We start from the raw sequence: 21,644 nt of genomic DNA on the forward strand, positions 1-21,644 counted from the left end.
GCCGCTGGGAGGAGGCCGGGCGCGCGCACGCGGCCGTCGCCGCCGACCGCGAACGCCTGCAGGGCCCCGACCACCCCGACACGCTCACCAGCCGCTACGAGGCCGCCTTCGCCCTCAGCATGCAGGGGCGGCCCGGCGAGGCGCTGCGCGAGTACGCCCGCGCCGCGTCCGGGCGCGAGCGCGTCCTGGGGGCCGACCACCCCGCGACGCTCGCCGCGCGCCAGGAGACGGCGTACGTCCTCGGGCAGCTCGGCCGGCACTTCGAGGCCCACGACGTGTACGCCGCCGTGCTCGCCGCGCGCGAGCGGACCGTGGGCACCGACCACCCCGACACCCTGCGCTGCCGCCACAACCTGGCCTTCAACCTGGGCCGCCTGGGCCGGCTGGAGGAGTCGTACCGCATGGCGTGCGAGGTCGCGGTCACCCGCTCGCGGGTCCTCGGCCCCGCCCACCCGGACACGCTCGTCAGCCGCTACGAGGTCGGCTACGCCCTCGGCCAGCTGGGCCGCTGGACCGAGGCGCTGCAGACCTACCGCGAAGTGGCCGTCGCGCGGCAGCGGGTGCTGGGGGCCGGCCACCCCGACACGCTCGCCGCCCGCTACGAGACCGGCATCTGCCTCGGCCGCCTCCAGCGCAGCGCGGAGGCCCTGGGGCTGTTCCGCGATCTGGTCGACGAGCGCACCCGGGCCCAGGGGGCCGAGGACCCCGACACCCTGCGCGCCCGGCACTGCCTGGGCGTCAACCTCGGCCGCCTCGGCCGCTGGGAGGAGGCCCTGGCCGAGGCCCGCGACGTCGGCGCGGTCCGCGAGCGCGTGCTGGGCGCCGACCACCCCGAGACGCTGGTGAGCCGGCGCGAGATCGCGGTCGGGCTCGGCTGGCTGGGCCGCTGGACCGAGGCCCTCGCCGTCTACCGCGAGGTCGCGCAGGCCCGGCAGCGGGTGCTGGGCGCCGACCACCCGGACGCCCTCACCAGCCGCAACGACGAGGCGCACTGCCTCGAACAGCTCGGCCGCTCCACCGAGGCGGTGGAGCTCTACCGCCAGGTCGCGGCGGTCCGGCGGGTCGGGCAGACGCGGGGCCGGCCGCTGCACCGGTAGCCGGCCCCGTCCCGTGCCCGACGGTCACTCCTGTCTGACGATGCGTCAGAAAACCTCTTCCCTCGCCCGGCCTCCTGCGGCATCCTGCCGCCCATGCAGACCGAGCTGAGCCAGCGGCTGGGCATCGAGCACGCCGTCTTCGGTTTCACGCCCTTCCCCGCGGTCGCCGCGGCGATCTCCCGGGCCGGAGGGCTCGGCGTCCTCGGCGCCGTCCGCTACACCGACCCCGGAGCGCTCGCCCGGGACCTCGACTGGATGGACGCGCACACCGGCGGCAGGCCGTACGGGCTCGACGTCGTCATGCCCGCCGGACGGGCCGAGGGGGTCACCGAGGCCGACGTCGAAGCGATGATCCCCGACGGGCACCGCCGCTTCGTCCGGGAGCTCCTCGCCCGGCACGGCGTCCCCGAGCTCGCCGCCGGGGACCGGCGGGGCTGGCGCATCACCGGCTGGCTGGAGGATGTCGCCCGCGCCCAGCTCGACGCCGCCTTCGACCACCCGCTCGCCCTGCTCGCCAACGCCCTCGGACCGCCTCCCGCCGACGTCGTGCAGCGCGCCCACGACCACGGCACCCTCGTCGCCGCACTCGCCGGCAGCGCCCGGCACGCCACCCGGCACGCCGACGCCGGAATCGACGTCGTCGTCGCCCAGGGCTACGAGGCCGGCGGCCACACCGGCGAGATCGCCACCATGGTCCTCACCCCGGAGATCGTCCGCGCCGTCGGCCCGCTGCCCGTCCTGGCCGCCGGGGGCATCGGCTCCGGCGAGCAGATCGCCGCCGGGCTCGCCCTCGGCGCGCAGGGCGTGTGGATCGGCTCCCTCTGGCTCACCACCGAGGAGGCCGACCTGGGCTCGCAGGCCCTGACCGCCAAGCTCCTCGCCGCGGGCTCCGGCGACACCGTGCGCTCCCGCGCCCTGTCCGGAAAACCCGCCCGCCAGCTGCGGACGGCCTGGACCGAGGCCTGGGACGACCCGTCCGGCCCCGGCCCCCTCCCCATGCCCCTGCAGGGCCTCCTCGTCGCCGAGGCCCTGACCCGCATCCAGAAGTACGAGGCCGCGCCGCTGCTGGGCACGCCGGTGGGCCAGATCGTGGGCAGTATGAACAGCCGACGCGGCGTACAGGCCGTCTTCGACGATCTGACGAGGGACTTCGACCGGGCCGTCGCGCGGCTGGGCCGCATCGCGGCGGGGACGGGTGTCCCTGCGGGGACGAGTGCCTCTGCGGGGCGGGCAGGACCGGCCGCGAAGGCACCGGACTGACCGCCCAGGTCGCGTACGCCGTCCACGCAGTCCACGCGTCCACGCCGTGCGTCCGGCCCGGCCGCGTAGGCAGCCCGCCGTGCACCCTGTCCGCGCCGTTCACCTCCGACCCGAAGGAGGCCCCATGCCACCCCAACCGCCCAACGGGTTCTGGGCACAGGCTGCCGCCGAGCCCGACCGCGTCGTCCTGGTCGACCCGGCCGGCGGCACGTGGACCGCCGGACGCCTGCACGGCGCCGCCAACCGCCTCGTCCACGGGCTGCGCGCCGCGGGGCTCCGCAGCGGCGACGCCTTCGCCGTCGTCCTCCCCAACGGCGCCGAGCTCCTCACCGCCCACCTCGCCGCCACCCAGGCCGGCCTCTACCTGGTGCCGGTCAACCACCACCTCGTCGGGCCGGAGATCGCCTGGATCGTCGCCGACAGCGAGGCCAAGGTCCTCATCGCCCACGAGCGGTTCGCCGCCACGGCCACGGCGGCCGCCGACGAGGCCGCGCTGCCCGCCGCACGGCGCTACGCCGTCGGGGACATCGCCGGTTTCCGCCCGTACTCCGCCCTCCTCGACCGCCGCCCGGACAGCCCGCCCGCCGACCGCACCCTCGGCTGGGTCATGAACTACACCTCCGGTACGACCGGGCGGCCGCGCGGCATCCGCCGCCCGCTCACCGGCAAGCCGCCCGAGGAGGGCCATCTCGGCGGGTTCCTGGGCATCTTCGGCATCCGGCCGTTCGACGGCAACACCCACCTGGTGTGCTCGCCGCTCTACCACACGGCCGTTCTGCAGTTCGCGGCCGCGTCCCTGCACATCGGCCACCGGCTGGTGGTGATGGACAAGTGGACGCCCGAGGAGATGCTGCGCCTGATCGAGACGCACCGGTGCACGCACACGCACATGGTCCCCACCCAGTTCCAGCGGCTGCTCGCGCTGCCGGAGGACGTCCGGGCCCGCTACGACGTCTCGTCCATGCGCCACGCCGTGCACGGCGCCGCGCCCTGCCCCGAGCACGTCAAGCGGGCGATGATCGACTGGTGGGGCGGCTGCATCGAGGAGTACTACGCGGCCAGCGAGGGCGGCGGCGCCTTCGCCACCGCCGAGGACTGGCTGAAGAAGCCCGGCACCGTCGGCAAGGCGTGGCCCATCAGCGAGCTCGCCGTCTTCGACGACGACGGCAACCGCCTCCCGGCCGGCCGGCTCGGCACCGTCTACATGAAGATGACCACCGGCGGCTTCGCGTACCACAAGGACGCCGGCAAGACCCGCGACAGCCGCATCGGCGACTTCTTCACCGTCGGCGACCTCGGCCGCCTCGACGAGGACGGCTACCTCTTCCTGCGCGACCGCAAGATCGACCTCATCATCTCCGGGGGTGTCAACATCTACCCCGCGGAGATCGAGTCCGTGCTCCTCGCCCACCCGGGCGTCGCCGACGCCGCCGTCTTCGGCGTGCCGCACGACGACTGGGGCGAGGAGGTGCGCGCGGTCGTCGAACCGGCCGAGGGGCACGCACCGGGCGCCCCGCTGGCGGCGGACATCCTCGCGCACTGCGCCGGGGCGCTGGCGGGCTACAAGCGCCCCAGGGCCGTCGAGTTCATCGCCGCCATGCCCCGCGACCCCAACGGCAAGCTCTACAAACGCCGCCTGCGGGAGCCCCACTGGAAGGGCCGGGGCCGCTCGGTGTGAGCGGCGCCCGGCCCGGTCCGCGGGTGCGGGCCGTCAGCGTTCGCCCACGCGCACCACCCGCAGCTGCGGCGAGGACAGGATGTCCTTCTCGCAGAAGCGGGCCGTGACCATGCGGCCGGCCGAGAACAGCCGCGTCTGGTCCGCGTAGTGCGGAGAGGTGGGGTCGGAGGACTGCCCGTACGTCAGGAGGGTGCGGGCCGCCGGGCAGGGGCCGCCGTCGAAGCCGACGGCCTGGATGTAGCTGGAGCCGTGCCGCACCTCGGAGTAGCCGCCGCGGGCGGAGTCCCACGGCGCCGACTCGATCATGTTCCAGATGCCCAGCGCGTCGGCGCCGCCCGCGATGGGGATGCGCTTGCCGTTGCGCTCGACGAACTGGTGCTCGCCCAGGGGCGCGTCCAGGGCGATGCCCGCCCCGCGCAGCTCGGCGACCGCGTCGGCGAGGGCCCGGCCGACCGCGGGGGACGCCGTGTTGAGCGTGTTCGGCGTGGTCACGGGGGAGGCGGGGGAGAAGGGCACGCGCCACAGCTCGGCCTGCGGAGCGGAGCGCACGAGCCTGCGCCAGAAGCGGTCGAAGAGGACCGCGCCCTTGCTGTCCGTACGCACCGTCCGGTCCCAGCGGGCCAGCACTCCGCAGGCCGCGGAGACGTCGACGGGCTTGCCGTCGCTGCCCGTCGCCGTGCCGCCCGGCAGCGCGGCGCAGGCCTTCGCCGCGTCGGCCGCGGCCAGGGCCCCCGCGGGGGCGCGGTTCGCGAACTGCTGCCGCTCCAGGTCCGCCACGGTCAGCCCGCCGCGCTTCGCCATGGCGGACACGTCCTCGACCGCGCCGCGCGTGCGCAGCGAACGGGCGGTGGAGACGTCGCCGAAGATCCTCGGGTAGCCGGTGAGCGGGCGGTCCGCGTTGGCCAGCCAGGGGCTGTCGTTGGAGTTCTCGGCGTACGGGGCGTCGACCAGCGCCGGCATCGCGGAGGGGCCGAAGATGCCCGGCTGGACGGCGTCGGCGTCGCGCCCCAGCGCGCAGTCGCCGCGGGAGCCGTCCAGGACGGCCAGGCCCGCGGCCGGGAACGTCTGCCGGCCGAGGGCGGTCGAGCAGCGCCCGGCGAGCTCGTCGGTGACCCGGGGCAGGACCTGAGCCTGGGTGTAGAGGCTGTGCCCCCCGGAGTCCGCGGCGATCGTGTTCACCCACGGCAGGCCCTGCGTGCGGCGCAGGGCGTCCTGGACGCCGCGCACGCTGCGGGACTTGGCCAGGGCGAGCGAGGCGTCGGTGAAGCGCAGGCTCTCGGCGTTGGGGTCGGTCAGGGCGTAGGCCTTGCCGTCGGCCCAGGGCAGGGGGAGGTCGTCGATCGAGGTGACCACCGGCCCGTAGCGCGTCCACCACTGGCTGCGGGTGACCCGTGAGGTGCTGCCGTCCTTGCCGCGGACCGGCACGGTGACCGTGCGCTCGGTCATCCGCTCGGGCTTGCCGTCCACGAGGTAGGCGTGGGTGTCACCGGGGACGGTCTTCAGCTCGTACAGGTTGGTCGGCACGCCGGTGGCCACCGTGTGGCTCCAGGCGATGCGTTCGTTGAAGCCGATCTCCACGACGGGCATGCCGAGCAGCGAGCCGCCGGAGACGTTGAGCTCGCCGGGGATGGTCTGCTGCGACTGCCAGAAGCGGCGGCCGCCCTGCCAGGGGTAGTGGGGGTTGCCGAGCAGCAGGCCGCGCCCGTTCGCGGCGGTGGAGCCCGCGAAGGCGACCGCGTTCGAGCCCATGCCGGCGTTCCTGCGCTGCTCGCCGAAGACCTTGCGGGCCGCTTCGGCGGGGTTCGCCGGCGCCTTGGCCGAACGGGGCGCCGCGCCCGGCTGTGCGGCGCCGGCGATGCCGTCGGCAGCCATGCCCTGGCCGCCGAGGACGGTGATGGCGTAGCCGCGGCGGGCCACGTCCAGGGCCGTCACCGGCGTGACCCAGTCGGCGCCGCGGCAGGCCGGGTCGGTGATGCGGTTCTGCGCCAGCCAGGCGTTGTAGCCCGCGGCCCAGCCGCGCATCAGCTCCTTGGCCTGCCGCGTGGGTCCGGCGGGGGCGGGCGAGTCGAGGATCCTGTCGACGGTCTTCGCTTCGTTCAGGCCGCGGAAGAACAGGTCGCTGGAGAGGTTGGTGGTGGCGGACGACAGCGATCCGTCGGGCTTGGCGTCGGGGCCGAAGCGGGCCGAGCGCTCGCCGCGCAGGGTGAGGAACCCGTCGGCGAGGACGCACACCTGGTCCGCGGCCTGGGCCCAGCCGGTGCCGAAGCCGAGGTTCGCGTAGTCCTTCGCGACGATGTGCGGGACGCCGTACTCGGTGTAGCGGACGACGGCCGACAGGCCGCCCCCCTTGGCGTGCTCGGCGCGGGCGGGCGCGCCGGCGGCCGCGGCCTCGCCCGGCAGCACGGCGGCGCAGGTCAGCACCGTCAGGCCGAGGCCGGCCAGGGCTCTCATGCGATGACGTAAGGGCAACGTGGCTCCCATGGGTACGGAGGGACGAGAAGTCGCCTGCTGGGGATAGGACGCCCGTGGAGGGCGGGGAGTTGACCCCGGACGCGGCCCGCCCGCAGCCCGTTCCCGAGTGTGCGCCCGTGCCCGTCCCCGCCCGCTCGCCGTCGTGCCCCCTTGACCGCGGTGCGCGCGGGACCCAGGATCCGGGCATGACGGGAGTCCGGGACAGCACGGTGGACGGCATGCTGCGGCGCACGGCCCGGCGCGTGCCGGAGCGGACGGCGCTGCGGTACGGGGAGCGCGCCTGGACGTACCGCGAGCTGGACGAGGCCGTGACGGGTGCCGCCGCCGCCCTGCGCGACGGCGGGCTGCGCGACGGTGATCGCGTCGCCGCCTACGGCCACAACTCCGACGCCTATCTGATCGGCTTCCTGGCCTGCGCCCGCGCCGGTCTGGTGCACGTCCCCGTCAACCACCACCTCACCGGTGACGAACTGGGCTACATCCTGGAGCAGTCGGGCAGCGCGCTGGTGCTCACCGACCCGCACCTGGCCCACCGGCTGCCCGCTTCCGTCCCCGCCCTGCCGCTGCGCGACGCCACCGGATCCCTGCTGGAACGCGCGGCGCAGCACCGGCGCCCGGGCGTCGCCACCCTGACCGCCGGCGGCCCGGAGCAGGGCGATCTCGTGCAGCTGCTCTACACCTCCGGCACCACCGCGCAGCCCAAGGGCGCGATGATGACGCACGGTGCGCTCGTGCACGCCTACCTGAGCGCGATCACCGCCCTGGACCTCAGGGAGACCGACCGGCCGCTGCACGCCCTCCCGCTCTACCACTCGGCGCAGATGCACGTGTTCCTGCTGCCCTTCCTGGCGGTGGGCGCGGAGAACACCCTCATCGACGCGCCGGACCCGGACCGCGTCCTCGAACTGGTGGAGGCCGGGCGGGCCGACAGCTTCTTCGCCCCGCCGACCGTCTGGATCGCACTCGCCGGCCACCCCGGTTTCGCCTCCCGGGACCTGTCGGCGCTGCGCAAGGCGTACTACGGCGCCTCCGTGATGCCCGTGCCGGTCCTGGAGCGCCTGCGCACGCGCCTGCCCCGCCTCGCGTTCTACAACTGCTTCGGGCAGAGCGAGATCGGGCCGCTGGCCACCGTGCTGCGCCCCGAGGAGCACGAGGGGCGGATGGACTCCTGCGGCCGGCCGGTGCTGTTCGTCGAGGCGCGCGTCGTGGACGGGAGGGGCGCCGACGTGCCCGACGGCACGCCCGGCGAGGTCGTCTACCGCTCCCCGCAGCTGTGCCAGGGCTACTGGGGCAAGCCCGAGGAGACCGAGGAGGCCTTCCGGGACGGCTGGTTCCACTCCGGCGACATGGCCGTCCGGGACGCCGAGGGCTACCTCACCGTCGTGGACCGGCTGAAGGACGTCATCAACTCCGGTGGCGTGCTGGTCGCCTCCCGCCAGGTCGAGGACGTGCTCTACGGTCACCCGGCCGTCTCCGAGGCCGCCGTCATCGGCCTGCCCGACCCCCGCTGGATCGAGGCGGTCACCGCCGTGGTCGTCGCGCGCGGCGGCGTGACCGAGGAGGAGCTGACGGCGTACGCCCGGGAGCGGCTCGCCCCCTTCAAGGCGCCCAAGCGCGTCCTCTTCGTGGACGAGCTGCCGCGCAACGCCTCCGGCAAGGTGCTGAAGCGGGAGCTCCGGGAACGGTTCGCCACCGTGCCACGCGGTTGACCGGGACCGCGCCGCAACGGACAGCGCCGGGACGGACAGCGCCGCGGCCGCGCCGGGCCGCCGGGACACGGCAGCCGGGGGAGCGCCGGGACGTCGCCGCCCGGATCCGGCCGGGCAGGGTCCGGCGCGCGCCGCCCCCCTCACCGCTTTCCCCGCTCGTCCACGATGCGCTTCAGCTTGCCCACTGACCGTTCCAGCGTCCCACCGTCGACCACCTCGACGGTCACCGTGACGCCGATGCCCTCCTTCACCTGCCGCGCCACCTCGCCGGAGGCGGCCCCGCGCTGCTCCGGCGTCGCCTCCGTGCGGGCCTCGGCCCGCACGGTGAGGTGGTCCATCCGGCCCTCGCGGGTAAGACGCAGCTGGAAGTGCGGGGCGAGGCCCGGCGTCCGCAGCACGATCTCCTCGATCTGCGCGGGGAAGAGGTTGACGCCCCGCAGGATGATCATGTCGTCGCTGCGCCCGGTGATCCGCTCCATCCGGCGGAAGGCGGGGCGGGCGGTGCCGGGCAGGAGCCGGGTGAGGTCGCGGGTGCGGTAGCGGACGACGGGCATGGCCTCCTTGGTGAGGGAGGTGAGGACCAGCTCGCCGTGGCTCCCCTCCGGCAGCACCTCGCCCGTGACCGGGTCGACGACCTCGGGGTAGAAGTGGTCCTCCCAGATGTGCAGCCCGTCCTTGGTCTCGGCGCACTCCTGGGCCACGCCGGGGCCGATGATCTCCGAGAGGCCGTATATGTCGACGGCGTCGATGGCGAAGCGCTCCTCGATCTCCCGGCGCATCTCCTCCGTCCAGGGCTCGGCGCCGAAGATGCCGGTGGTCAGGGACGTGCTGCGCGGGTCGACGCCCTGGCGCTCGAATTCGTCGAGCAGGGTGAGCATGTAGGTGGGCGTGACCATGATGATCCGGGGCTGCAGGTCCTGGATGAGCCGGACCTGGCGCGCGGTCATGCCGCCGGAGGCGGGGATCACCGTGCAGCCGAGCCGCTCGGCGCCGTAGTGCGCGCCGAGGCCGCCGGTGAACAGCCCGTAGCCGTAGGCCACGTGGATCCGGTCGCCGGGCCGGCCGCCGGCCGCGCGGATGGAGCGGGCGACGACCTCGGCCCAGGTGTCGAGGTCCTGGTCGGTGTAGCCCACCACGGTGGGCGTGCCCGTGGTGCCGCTGGAGGCGTGCAGGCGCCGGATCCGGGAGCCGGGCACGGCGAACATGCCGAAGGGGTAGTGCTCCCGGAGATCGGACTTGGTGGTGAACGGGAGGCGGGCGAGGTCGGCGAGGGTGCGGCAGTCCTCGGGCCGTATGCCGGCGGAGTCGAACGCGCGCCGGTAGAAGGGCACGTTCTCGTAGACGTGGTGCAAGGTGGCCCGCAGCCGCTCCAGCTGCAGTGCCGTCAGCTCTTCGCGCGTCATCCGTTCGGCCGCGTCCCGTGGAACCAACCGATCGTTCGGTCGTTGCATGGGCTTAAGTTTTCAGAGGCGCCGCCGGGCGTCAAGAGGGGTGCCGGACCCTGTGGAGGAAGCGACCGTGCACCATCGGCCGTGCTGCATCAGTCACGTGAACCGGCCACGTAACCGGCCACGTAACCGGCCACGTGAACCGGCCAGGTGAGTCACCCGCGCAAGCCGCCCGCACGAGTTCGGCGAACCGGTCAGACGCCGGCCTCCGCGACCGCCCGCGCCCACCGGTAGTCGGCCTTCCCGCTCGGCGACCTGCGGATCCGCTCCGTGAAGACCACGCTGCGCGGCACCTTGTACCCCGCCAGCCGCGTCCGGCAGTGCGCCTGCAGCCCGTCCAGGGTCAGGGGGCCCGCCCCCTCGCGCGGCTGGACGACGGCGGCCACGCGCTGCCCCCACCGCGCGTCCGGAACGCCCGCGACCAGCACGTCGTACACGTCCGGATGGGCCTTGAGCGCCTGCTCGACCTCCTCCGGGTACACCTTCTCGCCGCCGGTGTTGATGCACTGCGAGCCCCGCCCCAGGACGGTGATCTCGCCGTCCGCACCGGCTCTCGCCATGTCGCCGAGCAGCACCCACCGTTCGCCGCCGGCCCGGAAGAACGTCGCCTCGGTCCGGGCGGGGTCGTTGTAGTAGCCGAGCGGTACGTGGCGGCGCTGGGCCACGCGGCCCTCCTCGCCGGGCGCGACGGGTTCGTGCGTGACCGGGTCGACGACGGCCGTGCGATCGTTGATGCGCAGCCGCAAGCCGCCGCCCGCGCCGCCCCGGGCAGCGTCCTCCCCGCCTGCGCCGCCCGTGTCCGCCCCGTCCGTCGCGGTCCCGTTGAAGCCCGACTCCGAGGAGCCGAAGTTGTTCAGCAGCGCCACGTGCGGCAGCAGGGCCGTGAACTGCTCCCGCACGGTGGCCGAGAGCACCGCGCCCGAACTGCTGACGCTGAACAGCGACGAGCAGTCGGTGCCCCGCATGGGCCCGGCCAGTGCGTCCACCAGGGGGCGCAGCATCGCGTCACCGACCAGCGAGATGCAGGTGACCTTCTCCTGCTCCACGGTGCGCAGCACTTCCCCGGGGGCGAACTTCCGGTGCAGCACGACCTTCTGGCCGTAGTCGAAGGCGATGAGCGCGGTCAGTGTGGACGTGCCGTGCATCAGTGGCGCGGTGGGGAAGAAGACCAGGCCCTCGCCCCCCTCCGCGACGCGCTCGGCCAGCTCCCGGGGGTGCTTCACCGGCTCGCCCGTGGGCGCTCCGCCGCCGAGCCCGGAGAAGAACAGGTCCTCCTGCCGCCACATCACGCCCTTGGGCAGGCCCGTCGTGCCGCCCGTGTAGATGATCACCTGGTCGTCCCCCGAGCGCGGCCCGAAGCCGCGCAGGGGCGTCCCCGACGCCTCGGCCTCCGCGAAGGGGACGGGTGCGAGGGCCGGTTCGGGCTCCCCGGCCGGGGGCGTGCCGACGCGCACGAGGTGGCGCAGCAGCTCCGTACGGGGCAGCGCCGCGGCCACCCGGCCGGTGAAGGCCGCGTCGAAGACCAGCGCCACGAGGTCGGCGTCGCGGTAGAGGTAGGCCAGCTCGTCCTCGACGTAGCGGTAGTTGACGTTGACGGGCACCGCCCGGATCTTCAGGCAGGCCCAGAACGCCTGCAGGTACTCGACGCCGTTGTACAGGTGCAGCCCGACGTGGTCGCCGGGCCGGATCCCGCTGTCGCGCAGGTGGTGCCCCAGCCGGTTGGCCGCCGCGTCGAGCTCCGCGTACGTCATCCGGCGCCCGGCGCCGCTCCCGGGGAGGTCCGCGTGGACCAGGGCCTCCCGGCCGGGCACCGCGTCCACGACCGACTCGAAGAGATCGGCGAGGTTGTAGTCCACGTCTCCTCCTGCCCGGGGGAACGGCGGCCGCGGGCCCATTAGAGCGCCGCGCGCCGCGGGGAGGAAGGGACGGCGCCCAAGAAATCTGACGGGAAGTCAGAAAACTCTTGTACCCCGGACACGCCTCCTGCACCCTGTTCTGGTCACCGGGACGGGAGGGCCACCACCCATGAGCGGCACCGAACACCTCACGGTCGAACGCACCGGCGCCACGCTGGTGCTCACCCTCAACCGGCCGGAAGCGAGGAACGCCCTGTCGCTGCCGATGCTGGCCGGGCTGCACGACGGCTGGCTGGAGGCCGACCGGGACGACGCCGTCCGCTCCGTCGTCCTCACCGGCGCGGGCGGGGCCTTCTGCTCCGGCATGGACCTCAAGGCCCTGTACGGGCCCCCGGACCCGGCGGACGACCCGTACCGCGCCCGGTTCAAGGCCGACCCGGACCTGCACTGGAAGGCGATGCTCCGGCACCACCGGCCGCGTAAACCGGTCATCGCCGCGGTCGAGGGGCCCTGCGTCGCGGGCGGCACCGAGATCCTCCAGGGCACCGACATCCGCATCGCCGGGGAGAGCGCCGTGTTCGGCCTCTTCGAGGTGCGCCGCGGCCTCTTCCCCGTCGGCGGCTCCACCGTCCGCCTCCCGCGCCAGATCCCGCGCACCCACGCCCTGGAGATGCTGCTCACCGGCCGCCCCTACACCGCCGACGAGGCCGCGCGCATCGGACTGATCGGGCACGTCGTCCCCGACGGCACCGCCCTGGAGCGGGCGCTGGAGACCGCCGAGCTGATCAACGCCAACGGACCGCTGGCCGTCGAGGCCGTCAAGGCCTGCGTCCACGACACCGGCGGCCTCCCCGAAGCCGACGGCCTCGCCCTCGAACTCGAACGCGGCCGGCCCGTCCTCGCCAGCGCCGACGCGAAGGAAGGCGCCCGGGCCTTCGCCGAGAAGCGCCCGGCCGTCTACCGGCGCGCCTGAAGGGAGCACCGCCGTGCCGGAGATCCTCACCGCACCCCTGACCGTCGCCTTCCCCTTCACCCGCTCCCTGGGCCCCGTGCAGAGCGCCTTCCTCACCGGCCTCCGCGAGCGCACCGTCCTCGGCGTGCGCACGAGCGACGGGCGCGTCCTCGTCCCGCCCGTCGAGTACGACCCCGTCACCGCCGAGGAGATCCGCGACCTCGCCGAGGTCGCCCCCACCGGCACCGTCACCACCTGGTCCTGGAACCCTGCCCCACGGCCCCGCCAGCCCCTGCGCACCCCCTTCGCCTGGGTCCTGGTGCGCCTCGACGGCGCCGACACCGCCCTCCTGCACGTCCTCGACGCCCCCGGACCCCACGCCGTACGGACCGGCATGCGCGTCCGCATCCGCTGGGCGCCCGAGCGCACCGGCGCCGTCACCGACATCGGCTGCTTCGAGCCCTGCGACCCGCACGAGGACGACGCGGCGGCCGGCCCCCGGACGCCCGCACCGCACGACGGCGTCTTCGCCGACCCCGTCACGGGCATCGTCACCCCCGCCCGGCTCGATTACACCTACACGCCCGGCCGGGCCCAGAGCCGCCACCTCGCCGCCCTCGCCGAGCGGAGGATCACCGGCGAACGCTGCCCCTCCTGCCGCAAGGTCCACGTCCCGCCCCGCGGCGCCTGCCCCACCTGCGGCGTCGCCGCGACCGAGCAGGTCGACGTAGGCCCGCGCGGGACCGTCACCACCTACTGCGTCGTCAACATCAAGGCCAAGGACGCCGGCATCGAAGTCCCCTACGTCTACGCCCACATCGCCCTGGACGGGGCCGACCTCGCCCTGCACGGGCGCATCGGCGGCATCCCGTACGACCAGGTGCGCATGGGCCTGCGCGTCGAGCCCGTGTGGGGCGCGGACGGCCGCCACCCCGACCACTACCGGCCCGCCGGGGAACCCGACGCCGCCTACGACACCTACAAGGAGCTGCTGTGAAGCCGGCCGACCCGGGCGGCGACCGCGGCACGGCCCCCCGCGACGTCGCGATCGTCGCCTTCGCCCGCAGCGACCCCCGCGCCGCCGCCGAGGGCCTGTCCGAGACGGAGATGCTGCTGCCCGTCCTGCACGAGGCGCTGGAGCAGGCCGGACTGGCCCCCGGCGAGGCGGACTTCACCTGCTCGGGATCGAGCGACTACCTCGCCGGCCGCCCCTTCTCCTTCACCCTGACCCTCGACGGCGTAGGCGCCTGGCCGCCCGTCGCCGAGTCCCACGTGGAGACGGACGGCGCCTGGGCGCTCCACGAGGCCTGGGTGAAGATCCTCACCGGCCGGGCCGAAACCGCCCTCGTCTACGCCCACGGAAAGCCCTCGGCCGGCCCCCTGCGGGACGTCCTCACCCGCCAGCTCGACCCCTACTACGTCGCACCCCTGTGGCCCGACTCCGTCTCCCTGGCCGCCCTCCAGGCCCAGGCCCTCATCGACGCCGGCCACACCGACGAGGAGGCCCTGGCGGCCCTCGCCCACCGAGGCGGCGGGGCCCCCGCGGGCGAATACGTGGTGCGGCCCCTGCGCGCGGGCGACTGCTCGGCCGTCGCCGACGGAGCGGCCGCCGTCGTCCTCGCCGCCGGCGACACCGCGCGCCGCATGTGCGCCCGCCCCGCCTGGATCCGCGGCATCGACCACCGCATCGAGGCCCAGGCCCTGGGCCTGCGGGACCTCACCGACTCCCCGTCCACCCGCCTCGCCGCCGAACGCGCCGGAGCCTTCCTCGCCCCCGTCGACACGGCCGAGCTCCACGCCCCCTTCACCTCGCAGGAGGTCGTCCTGCGGCGGGCCCTGCGCCTGGACGACACCGTCGTGGTCAACCCCTCCGGCGGCGCGCTCGCCGCCGACCCCGTCATGGCCACCGGCCTGATCCGCCTCGGCGAGGCCGCCGCCCGCATCCACCGCGGCGCCTCGGACCGGGCCCTGGCCCACGCCACGTCCGGGCCCTGCCTGCAGCACAACCTCGTCGCCGTGCTGGAGGGGGAGAGCCGGTGAGCAAGGAACCCGTGGCCGTCGTCGGCATCGGCCAGACCAAGCACGCGGCGGCCCGCCGGGACGTCTCCCTGGCCGGACTCGTCCGCGAGGCCGCCTCACGGGCCCTGGAGGACGCGGGGCTGTCGTGGGCGGACACCGACGCCGTCGTCCTCGGCAAGGCGCCCGACTTCTTCGAGGGCGTGATGATGCCCGAGCTCCATCTCGCCGACGCCCTCGGCGCCGCCGGCAAACCCGTCCTGCGCGTGCACACCGCCGGGTCGGTCGGCGGCTCCACGGCCCTCGTCGCCGCCGACCTCGTCGCGGCCCGCGTCCACCGGACCGTGCTCGCCGTGGCCTTCGAGAAGCAGTCCGAGTCCAACGCCATGTGGGGCCTGTCCCTGCCCGTCCCCTTCCAGCAGCCCCTGCTGGCCGGCGCCGGAGGATTCTTCGCCCCGCACGTACGGGCCTACGTGCGCCGCAGCGGGGCACCCGCCTCCGTGGGCTCGCTCGTCGCCTACAAGGACCGCCGCAACGCCCTGAAGAACCCGTGGGCACACCTGCACGAGCACGGCCTCACCCTGGAGCGGGTGCAGTCCTCGCCCATGCTGTGGGACCCGGTCCGCTACTCCGAGACGTGCCCCTCCTCCGACGGCGCCTGCGCGATGGTCCTCACCGACCGCCGGGGCGCCGCCTGCGCCCCGCACCCGCCCGCCTGGGTGCACGGCGGCGCCATGCGCAGCGAACCCACGCTCTTCGCCGGCAAGGACTTCGTCTCGCCGCGCGCGGGACGCGACTGCGCCGCCGAGGTCTACCGGCAGGCGGGCGTCACCGACCCGCGGCGCGAGATCGACGCCGCCGAACTGTACGTGCCCTTCAGCTGGTACGAGCCGATGTGGCTGGAGAACCTGGGCTTCGCCGCCGAGGGCGAGGGCTGGAAGCTCACCGTCTCCGGGGCCACGGAGCTGGACGGCGAACTGCCCGTCAACCCCTCGGGCGGCGTCCTGTCCACCAACCCCATCGGCGCCTCCGGCCTCATCCGCTTCGCCGAGGCCGCCCTCCAGGTGCGGGGGAGGGCGGGGGAGCACCAGGTCGACGGCGCCCGCAAGGCGCTCGGCCACGCCTACGGAGGGGGCGCGCAGTTCTTCTCCATGTGGGTGGTGGGCGACGAACTCCCCACCACCTGAAGGGGCGCACGGCGGAGCGTTCGCCGCCGTGCGGCCTGTCCGGCGCACGCCGCCCTCGCTAGGGTGGGCGCGGGACGACGACCGGGAGGAGCTTCAGCAGTGGCGGAGAGCACGACTGAACGACCGGCGGGCGACATCGCGCCCGAGCTCGACCTCGGCAACGCCGCCTGGCTGTCGAGCAGCCAGGGGACCGGAGACGTCCAGATCGCCTTCGTCGAAGGCTTCATCGCCATGCGCAACGGCCGCAATCCGGACGGGCCCGCGCTGGTCTTCACCCCCGGGGACTGGCGGGCGTTCGTACTCGGCGCGCGCGAGGGCGAGTTCGACCTCACCTGACAGGCAGTCAGCCCACGAGAGGCAGTCAGCCCACGAGGCTGCCCTCGGTCAGCAGGGCGGCGTGGTGGCGGGCAGCCACCTGCGGGTGGGCGCGCAGCCAGCCCTTGATCTCGTTGCGGCCGTACTCCGCGAAGAGCGGGTTGCGGTCGTCCTGGGTGACGCCCGGGGCCCGGTCGGCGTGCGCGAAGGGCACCGGCTCGATGCGGGCGTCCAGGCGCGGGTTGTAGAAGAACGGGACCGAGAAGCGCTCACGGGTGCCGGACGGGCTGACCACACGGTGGTTGGTCGCCTTCAGGTAGCCGTTCGTGGCCACCTCCAGCAGCTCGCCGAGGTTGATGACGAACGCGCCCGGAACCGGCGGCACGTCGGTGAACGACCCGTCGGCCCCCTCCACCTGGAGACCGCCGACCTCGTCCTGCAGCAGCAGGGTCAGGAAGCCGTAGTCCTTGTGGGCGCCCACGCCCTGGCCGGCGCCGTCCGGGGCGCTGCCGGGGTAGCGGACCAGCTTCAGGTGCAGGTGGGGGCGGTCGGCGAAGGCCTTGTCGTAGAAGTCCTCGGGGGCGCCGATCGCGGCCAGCAGCTCGTGCAGCAGCCGCTCGGCCACCCCGCTCAGCCGGTCGATCCAGCGCAGGGCGGCGGTGCGCAGCTCGGGGAGGGCCGCGGGCCACTGGTTCGGGCCCTCCAGCCACCAGTAGCCCGGCTCGTCCGCGCCCGGCACGCGCGCGTCCCGCTCGGCGCCTATGTCGAGCTGGTCGCGCCAGTCCTGGCTCCCGCCCGTCCGCTCGTCGCCTATGCGGGTGTAGCCGCGGAAGTGCGGGGAGTTGAGGTTGCTGATGGACAGCCGGTCGGCCTCGGGGAGCGCGAAGAACGCCCGCATGGTGCGCCACAGGTCGGCGGTCTCGGCCTCGGTGACGCCGTGGCCGGTCAGGTGGAAGAAGCCCACGTCGCGCGCGGCCGCGTGCAGCTCCTCGCGGAAGCGGGCACGGGCCTCGGGACCGGCGGAGGCGGCGGAGAGGTCGAGGACGGGAAGCTTGTTGCTCATGAGGGTTGTCCACAGCGTGAGGGCCCGGAATTTCCGTACGGCGGTGCGCCGGACGGCCGCTGCGCCGCCGCGGGTACGCGGGCAGGGCGGAGCGGGACCGGGAAACGGCAGGCAGGAAAAGTAAGAAGGAAAAGCAGGCCACGGCCCGTAGAGAGGGCTGGGCGGGAAGAAAGATCAGCCGTAGCGGCGACAGGACATGCTCGTGACGCGGAGGAGGTCCACGTGGCGGCGTTTGACGAGCATAGTCACGCGGTCATCGTATACGACGCGGCCGGGAACCGGCGCCCGGCGCTGTGACCTGCGGGTTCCGGGCGGGTGGCGGGCAGGTGAGGGGCGCGTCCGGTAGTGGGTCCGGACAGGGGAATCCCCCTGCCCCGGGGCCCGTGCACCCGAGACAGGGGGAGATCCGCCCGACGACGGCGTGGCTCAGTGGCCGCCGAAGCCGGGGTGGCCGCCGTGCAGGCCGTGCAGGCCGGGGTGGCCGCCGCCCTTGTTGCCGGAGCCGTTGCCCGAAATGATCGGGATCTCGTCGAGGATGTGCGACAGCGGGTCGTCGCCGTCGCTGATCGTCGAGTTGTCGGTGCACTGCTGCTGCTGCTGGGACGTGAGGATCGGAACGTCCTGGATGCCGACGTTGAGGAGAAGCGCCAGCACGGACTGGACGCCGATCTTCCCGATGCCCAGGCACGGCTTGTTGAGCGTGCCCTGGATCAGGCTCATCTGCGGGCTCTGCTTGCCGCCGGTCTTCGTGTTGCCGTAACCGGTGTGCGAAGCGTTGCCGTTGGCCACGTCCTGGTCGTTGCCGATCGCCATGGCCGGGCCGGCGATGGTGCCGACTGTGGTAACCGTCACGGCGGCCGTCGTGAGTACCTTCTTGAGCACGTCTGTGCCTTTCGATCGATTAGCTGCCTCTCACAGACAGGGAAGCGACCTGAGTAACTCGGGCTCATAACGGAAGTTTCGGGAATTCACTCATTTGCTCCAGGTCGGCGATTCCGGGCAAAGGAGACCTCGCCGCCGCCTGGTAGCGTGCGCCCGCGGCGGCGTCTTCGGCCGTCGGTCCGCCCGGACAGCGCCCCCACAAGCTGCGTCCGGGCGGGCTTTTGATCGCGTTGCGCAGCAGGAGGCCCCTCCACCGGGAATGCTCGCGGGCGGTGTTCAGCGGCGCGGGCGCTCCGGCGCGAACGGCACCCCGCTCGCCAGGCCCCGCGCGCCGATGGCCAGCGCCTCGCCCAGGAAGCTGACGCCGATGTTCAGCTGGACCGGCCGGGCGCCCTCGGACACGCCCGCGTGCGTGGCGAGCAGGCCGAAGCCGCCCATGATCACCAGGGATCCCGCGAGGACCAGGAACGTCCGGCCCGTATAGCGCTGCCAGAGCGCTCCGGCCTTCTCGAAGAGCTGGACGGTGGCCCCGCGCGCCGCGCCGAGCCCGCAGCCCAGGAGGGCGCCGGGGATCACCCAGGCCAGGTCCGTCCCCGTCACCTGCTCCGCCTTCGCCAGGGACGCGATGCCGATGGCGGTCAGGGCGACCGGCGGAATCAGCAGGTCGCGTGCGTTGAGCGGCTCCCCCTTTATTCGTCTGATCACCACGACGATCACCACCACGGCGATGATCGCCCCCAGCAGCCAGCCGTTCACCCGCCACTCCCTCCGAGCTTGCTCCCGCTTTTTGGCACGGTCGCGCCAAAAAAGATGGTAGCTCGACCGTGCTATAAAGCCAACATGCCGAAGATCGTCGACCCCGGGGCGCGCCGCAGAGCGGTCGCCGAAGCCGTCCTCCGCGTCGTGGGCCGGCGCGGCCTGGAGGCCGCCTCCCTGCGCAATGTCGCCGAAGAGGCGGGCCTCGCCATCGGATCCGTGCGCCACTACTTCAGCGACCACGACGAACTGGTGATCTTCGCGATGGGGGAGCTGACCGGCCGTATCGAGGCCCGCGTCCTCGCCCACGTCGACCGGCTCCTCGACCCCGCCGACGCGGCGGAGCGCCGCACCCGCGCCGAGGACCTCCTCGCCGAATTCCTCCCCCTCGACCAGGAGCGCCACGAAGAGGCCGTCCTCTGGATCGCCTTCGCCACCGCTGCCCGCACCCGGCCGGGACTCCTGCCCCACGCCCGGAAGTTGCAGGACGGCATGCTCGGCGTCGTGACCCGGGTCCTGCGCGGCGGCCAGGAGGCGGGCGGCCTGCCCGCCGACCTGGACATCGGCACGGAGAGCCTGCGGCTGTCAGCCCTGCTCGACGGCCTCACCCTGCAGGCCGTGCTCCAGCCCGGCACCCTCACCCCGGACGTCCTCCGGCGGGTGCTGCGCCGTCACCTGGACAGCCTGCGCCCCCCTGGCTGACGGCCTCGCCCGGCCCGCCCGGCCGCCCCGTCCGCCCCTCCGTACGCCCGCTCCGCCACCCCGTCCCGCAGGGCGCGCGGGCGGCCGTGCCGTTGCTCTCCCCGGCGCCACGCCGGGGCCCCGGGCACGTACGATGTGGGCATGTCCTTCCTCCGCCGCCGCAGCGCCACGCCCACCGGGCCGGACTTCGACGTCCTGGCCATGGACCCGGGGGACTGGCCGGGCGATCTCGGGGCCGGGCTGCTGCCCGCGCCCGACGGCAGCTGCCAGGGTGTCTTCCTCCGCTACGACCTCTTCGGCGGGCGCGGCCCGGCGATGATCATCGGCAATATGCCCGAGGGCTCCCCGGTGCGCGAGCTCGAGGAGGGCCAGGTGCCCTTCGAGGTCACGCAGCTCCTCCAGGCCCTCGGCAACGACGAGCCGGTGGAGGTGCTGGAGACCGAGGACATCCCGGTCATGCACGAGGACAATCTGCTGATCGTCCGGCGCATCAAGTGCTCCGAAGGCCGCATCTCCTGCACCCAGTTCGACCGCAGCGACGGCGTCCTCGTCACCATCGCCAGCTGGGACCGGCCCATCACCGACGAGCTCTACCAGCTCCTCAAGCCGCTGCCCGCCGAGATGTTCCAGACGGCCTGACACCGCGCTCCTCGCGGAGCCCCGCACCACCCCTCGCACGCGCGTACGCACGCACGCACACCGGAGCCCGGCACGGCAGACGCCGTACCGGGCTCCGTCGTCCTGTGCGCCGGGCTACCGGTTCGACGGCTGCACCGTCACGTCGGCGGCCTTCACGAAGGCCACCCGGTGCCCGAACTGGATCTCGTAGTACGCGTCCCTGCCCTTGACCACCTTGTGGCCCGCCGGATCGAAGGTCTTCGCCCACAGATACTCGCTCGGCACCCGCGGCCCCACGACGTACGACTGGCCGGCGAGCAGCTTGTACGGCAGCGGCGCCAGGGCCTGCACCGGGACGCCCGGGGGATACGCCTCCTGCTCCGGGTAGGCGCGCCCGTACACCGCGACCTCGTCCAGACCCTCCTTCGGGGTGGCCACCCGGCCGAAGGCGTTGACGGCGGTCGGCTGCGACCACGGGTTGCGGAACCACGCCTCCTGGCCCAGATACCAGATCGCCGTCCAGGAGCCCTTGCGCCCCGCGACCGCGAACTGCTGGCCCGTCGAGGCGCGGGCACCCGTGTCGTTGACGTCGATCGTGGTCGCACTGCCGTCCGGACGCAGCCCCGCGTCCTTCACCAGCGGCGCCTTCTCGCTCGGCGCCGTGTGCAGGCGCACCGCACCCGAGCCGTGCGGTGCGCAGGGCTTGGCCGGGCCCGTGCAGCCGGTGTACGCGGGCTGGTGCGCCTCGTAGTCGGGAAGGATCGTGACCATGCCGCCGGACGCGCCCCCCGTGGGCTGGAACGGCCTGCCCATCAGGTCGAAGTAGTGCGCCCAGTCCCAGTACGGGCCGGGGTCGGTGTGCATGCCCCTGATGGTCGACGGCGTCGTGCCGGGGACGTTGTCGTGGCCGAGGATGTGCCGGCGGTCCAGGGGGATCTTCAGCCGGCTCGCCAGATGCCGCACCAGGCGGGCCGAGGTGCGGTACATCTCCTCCGTGTACCAGGCGTCGGGCTGGGCGAGGAAGCCCTCGTGCTCGATGCCGACCGACTTGGCGTTCACATACCAGTTGCCCGCGTGCCAGGCGACGTCCTTGGTGCGCACGTGCTGGGCGATGTGCCCGTCCGCGGAGCGCACGGTGTAGTTCCACGAGACGTAGGCCGGGTCCTTGACCAGCTTGATCGTCGTCTCCCAGGACCCCTCGGTGTCGTGGATGACGATGAACTCGGTCTTCTGGGAGGCCGGGCGGTCCGCCAGATCGTGATTGCCGTAATTGTCGCCCTGCAGCTTCTCGTACGGCGCGGGGATCGCCTCACAGGCCACCGTCCCCGGGCACTCGGTCCCCTCGTCCGGGGCGGCCGGCAGGCCCAGCCGCCGCACCTGATCGGCACGCCCGGCGAGGCGCGGGGCACCCGGCAGGGCGACCCGCTGGCCCGCATCGGTGGTGCGCCGCTCGCCCGAGCGCATCACGTCGAAGACGTCACGGGCGAAGGTGGCGGCCGTCGCCGTGTCCGACGAGCCCGGATAGCCCGCCACCGCGCCGTACCAGTCGGCGGGATCCTTGCTCAAGGGCAGCCCCAGCCGCTTCTGCGCCGCCGCGAGCAGCGCGGCACCCCCCTTGACGTTCGCCGCGGGG

The 21,644-nt window shown here is 74.0% G+C and carries 18 protein-coding genes and 1 pseudogene; 11 read left to right on the forward strand and 8 right to left on the reverse strand.

The features are described from left to right. From V7793_RS15260 to V7793_RS15270, 3 genes and pseudogenes are all read left to right on the forward strand, one after another. Window positions 1–1,097: tetratricopeptide repeat protein (locus V7793_RS15260; RefSeq protein ID WP_336006781.1), on the forward strand; the 1,097-nt coding region annotated here is incomplete at its 5' end. A gap of 93 nt (window positions 1,098–1,190) precedes the next feature. Next, window positions 1,191–2,294 (forward strand): annotated as a pseudogene (locus V7793_RS15265) (NAD(P)H-dependent flavin oxidoreductase); the annotation flags it as partial. 187 nt (window positions 2,295–2,481) lie between these two features. Beyond that, the gene (locus V7793_RS15270; RefSeq protein WP_336006782.1) at window positions 2,482–4,035 is read left to right on the forward strand and encodes an acyl-CoA synthetase; all 1,554 of its coding nucleotides are present in this window, start codon (window positions 2,482–2,484) and stop codon (window positions 4,033–4,035) included. A gap of 33 nt (window positions 4,036–4,068) precedes the next feature. Here V7793_RS15270 and V7793_RS15275 read toward each other — a convergent pair whose 3' ends face one another. Further along, on the reverse strand, window positions 4,069–6,504 hold the full coding sequence (locus V7793_RS15275; protein ID WP_336006783.1) for a penicillin acylase family protein: 2,436 nt from the start codon (window positions 6,502–6,504) through the stop codon (window positions 4,069–4,071). Window positions 6,505–6,692: 188 nt separating this feature from the next. Between V7793_RS15275 and V7793_RS15280 the strand changes: the two genes are divergently transcribed. Next, complete coding sequence (locus V7793_RS15280; RefSeq protein ID WP_336006784.1) at window positions 6,693–8,216, forward strand: acyl-CoA synthetase; 1,524 nt, start codon at window positions 6,693–6,695, stop codon at window positions 8,214–8,216. Between the two features lie 140 nt (window positions 8,217–8,356). Here V7793_RS15280 and paaK read toward each other — a convergent pair whose 3' ends face one another. Beyond that, a complete protein-coding gene (paaK, locus tag V7793_RS15285; protein ID WP_336006785.1) occupies window positions 8,357–9,619 on the reverse strand; it encodes a phenylacetate--CoA ligase PaaK in 1,263 nt (420 codons plus the stop codon). Window positions 9,620–9,858: 239 nt separating this feature from the next. Further along, window positions 9,859–11,520 (reverse strand): acyl-CoA synthetase, encoded by a 1,662-nt coding sequence (locus V7793_RS15290; RefSeq protein ID WP_336006786.1) that lies wholly within the window; start codon window positions 11,518–11,520, stop codon window positions 9,859–9,861. A gap of 169 nt (window positions 11,521–11,689) precedes the next feature. Between V7793_RS15290 and V7793_RS15295 the strand changes: the two genes are divergently transcribed. The 5 genes from V7793_RS15295 to V7793_RS15315 all read left to right on the forward strand — a co-directional run bounded on the left by V7793_RS15295 (window position 11,690) and on the right by V7793_RS15315 (window position 16,011). After that, window positions 11,690–12,493, forward strand: a complete 804-nt coding sequence (locus tag V7793_RS15295) for a crotonase/enoyl-CoA hydratase family protein (RefSeq protein WP_336006787.1) — start codon at window positions 11,690–11,692, stop codon at window positions 12,491–12,493. 13 nt (window positions 12,494–12,506) lie between these two features. Continuing rightward, window positions 12,507–13,469 carry a Zn-ribbon domain-containing OB-fold protein gene (locus V7793_RS15300; RefSeq protein ID WP_336006788.1) on the forward strand — a complete coding sequence of 321 codons (963 nt, stop codon included), beginning with the start codon at window positions 12,507–12,509 and terminating at the stop codon, window positions 13,467–13,469. After that, on the forward strand, window positions 13,466–14,512 hold the full coding sequence (locus tag V7793_RS15305) for a lipid-transfer protein (protein ID WP_336006789.1): 1,047 nt from the start codon (window positions 13,466–13,468) through the stop codon (window positions 14,510–14,512). The genes V7793_RS15300 and V7793_RS15305 overlap by 4 nt, the downstream gene beginning before the upstream one ends. Further along, complete coding sequence (locus V7793_RS15310) at window positions 14,509–15,675, forward strand: thiolase domain-containing protein (RefSeq protein ID WP_336006790.1); 1,167 nt, start codon at window positions 14,509–14,511, stop codon at window positions 15,673–15,675. Before V7793_RS15305 ends, V7793_RS15310 begins: the two co-directional genes overlap by 4 nt. Before the next feature lie 99 nt (window positions 15,676–15,774). Then, entirely contained in the window at window positions 15,775–16,011 is a 237-nt protein-coding gene (locus V7793_RS15315; protein ID WP_336006791.1) for a DUF397 domain-containing protein, read from the forward strand. A gap of 25 nt (window positions 16,012–16,036) precedes the next feature. Here the strand turns inward: V7793_RS15315 and V7793_RS15320 are convergent, their stop codons facing one another. The 4 genes from V7793_RS15320 to V7793_RS15330 all read right to left on the reverse strand — a co-directional run bounded on the left by V7793_RS15320 (window position 16,037) and on the right by V7793_RS15330 (window position 18,691). Then, entirely contained in the window at window positions 16,037–17,053 is a 1,017-nt protein-coding gene (locus V7793_RS15320; RefSeq protein WP_336006792.1) for an isopenicillin N synthase family dioxygenase, read from the reverse strand. A gap of 174 nt (window positions 17,054–17,227) precedes the next feature. Beyond that, the gene (locus V7793_RS38225; RefSeq protein ID WP_353620260.1) at window positions 17,228–17,302 is read right to left on the reverse strand and encodes a putative leader peptide; all 75 of its coding nucleotides are present in this window, start codon (window positions 17,300–17,302) and stop codon (window positions 17,228–17,230) included. Between the two features lie 177 nt (window positions 17,303–17,479). Next, window positions 17,480–17,935 (reverse strand): rodlin, encoded by a 456-nt coding sequence (locus V7793_RS15325; RefSeq protein WP_336006793.1) that lies wholly within the window; start codon window positions 17,933–17,935, stop codon window positions 17,480–17,482. 276 nt (window positions 17,936–18,211) lie between these two features. Continuing rightward, on the reverse strand, window positions 18,212–18,691 hold the full coding sequence (locus V7793_RS15330) for a DUF1453 domain-containing protein (protein ID WP_336006794.1): 480 nt from the start codon (window positions 18,689–18,691) through the stop codon (window positions 18,212–18,214). Between the two features lie 84 nt (window positions 18,692–18,775). Between V7793_RS15330 and V7793_RS15335 the strand changes: the two genes are divergently transcribed. Next, a complete protein-coding gene (locus V7793_RS15335) occupies window positions 18,776–19,393 on the forward strand; it encodes a TetR/AcrR family transcriptional regulator (RefSeq protein WP_336006795.1) in 618 nt (205 codons plus the stop codon). A 141-nt stretch (window positions 19,394–19,534) separates the two neighbouring features. Then, on the forward strand, window positions 19,535–20,032 hold the full coding sequence (locus tag V7793_RS15340; protein WP_058041529.1) for a hypothetical protein: 498 nt from the start codon (window positions 19,535–19,537) through the stop codon (window positions 20,030–20,032). Window positions 20,033–20,146: 114 nt separating this feature from the next. Here V7793_RS15340 and V7793_RS15345 read toward each other — a convergent pair. Then, window positions 20,147–21,644: N-acetylmuramoyl-L-alanine amidase (locus tag V7793_RS15345; protein WP_336006796.1), on the reverse strand; the 1,498-nt coding region annotated here is incomplete at its 5' end.

It is taken from the genome of Streptomyces sp. KLMMK (assembly GCF_036961605.1).
GTDB lineage: Bacteria > Actinomycetota > Actinomycetes > Streptomycetales > Streptomycetaceae > Streptomyces > Streptomyces telluris.

Excerpts from the sequence above, each read along its gene's own strand:
- V7793_RS15340 (WP_058041529.1), top strand. The coding sequence starts at position 19,535 with ATGTCCTTCCTCCGCCGCCGCAGCGCCACGCCCACCGGGCCGGACTTC.
- V7793_RS15320 (WP_336006792.1), bottom strand. The coding sequence starts at position 17,053 with ATGAGCAACAAGCTTCCCGTCCTCGACCTCTCCGCCGCCTCCGCCGGT.
- paaK (WP_336006785.1), bottom strand. The coding sequence starts at position 9,619 with ATGACGCGCGAAGAGCTGACGGCACTGCAGCTGGAGCGGCTGCGGGCC.
- V7793_RS15280 (WP_336006784.1), top strand. The coding sequence starts at position 6,693 with ATGACGGGAGTCCGGGACAGCACGGTGGACGGCATGCTGCGGCGCACG.
- V7793_RS15295 (WP_336006787.1), top strand. The coding sequence starts at position 11,690 with ATGAGCGGCACCGAACACCTCACGGTCGAACGCACCGGCGCCACGCTG.
- V7793_RS15335 (WP_336006795.1), top strand. The coding sequence starts at position 18,776 with ATGCCGAAGATCGTCGACCCCGGGGCGCGCCGCAGAGCGGTCGCCGAA.
- V7793_RS15270 (WP_336006782.1), top strand. The coding sequence starts at position 2,482 with ATGCCACCCCAACCGCCCAACGGGTTCTGGGCACAGGCTGCCGCCGAG.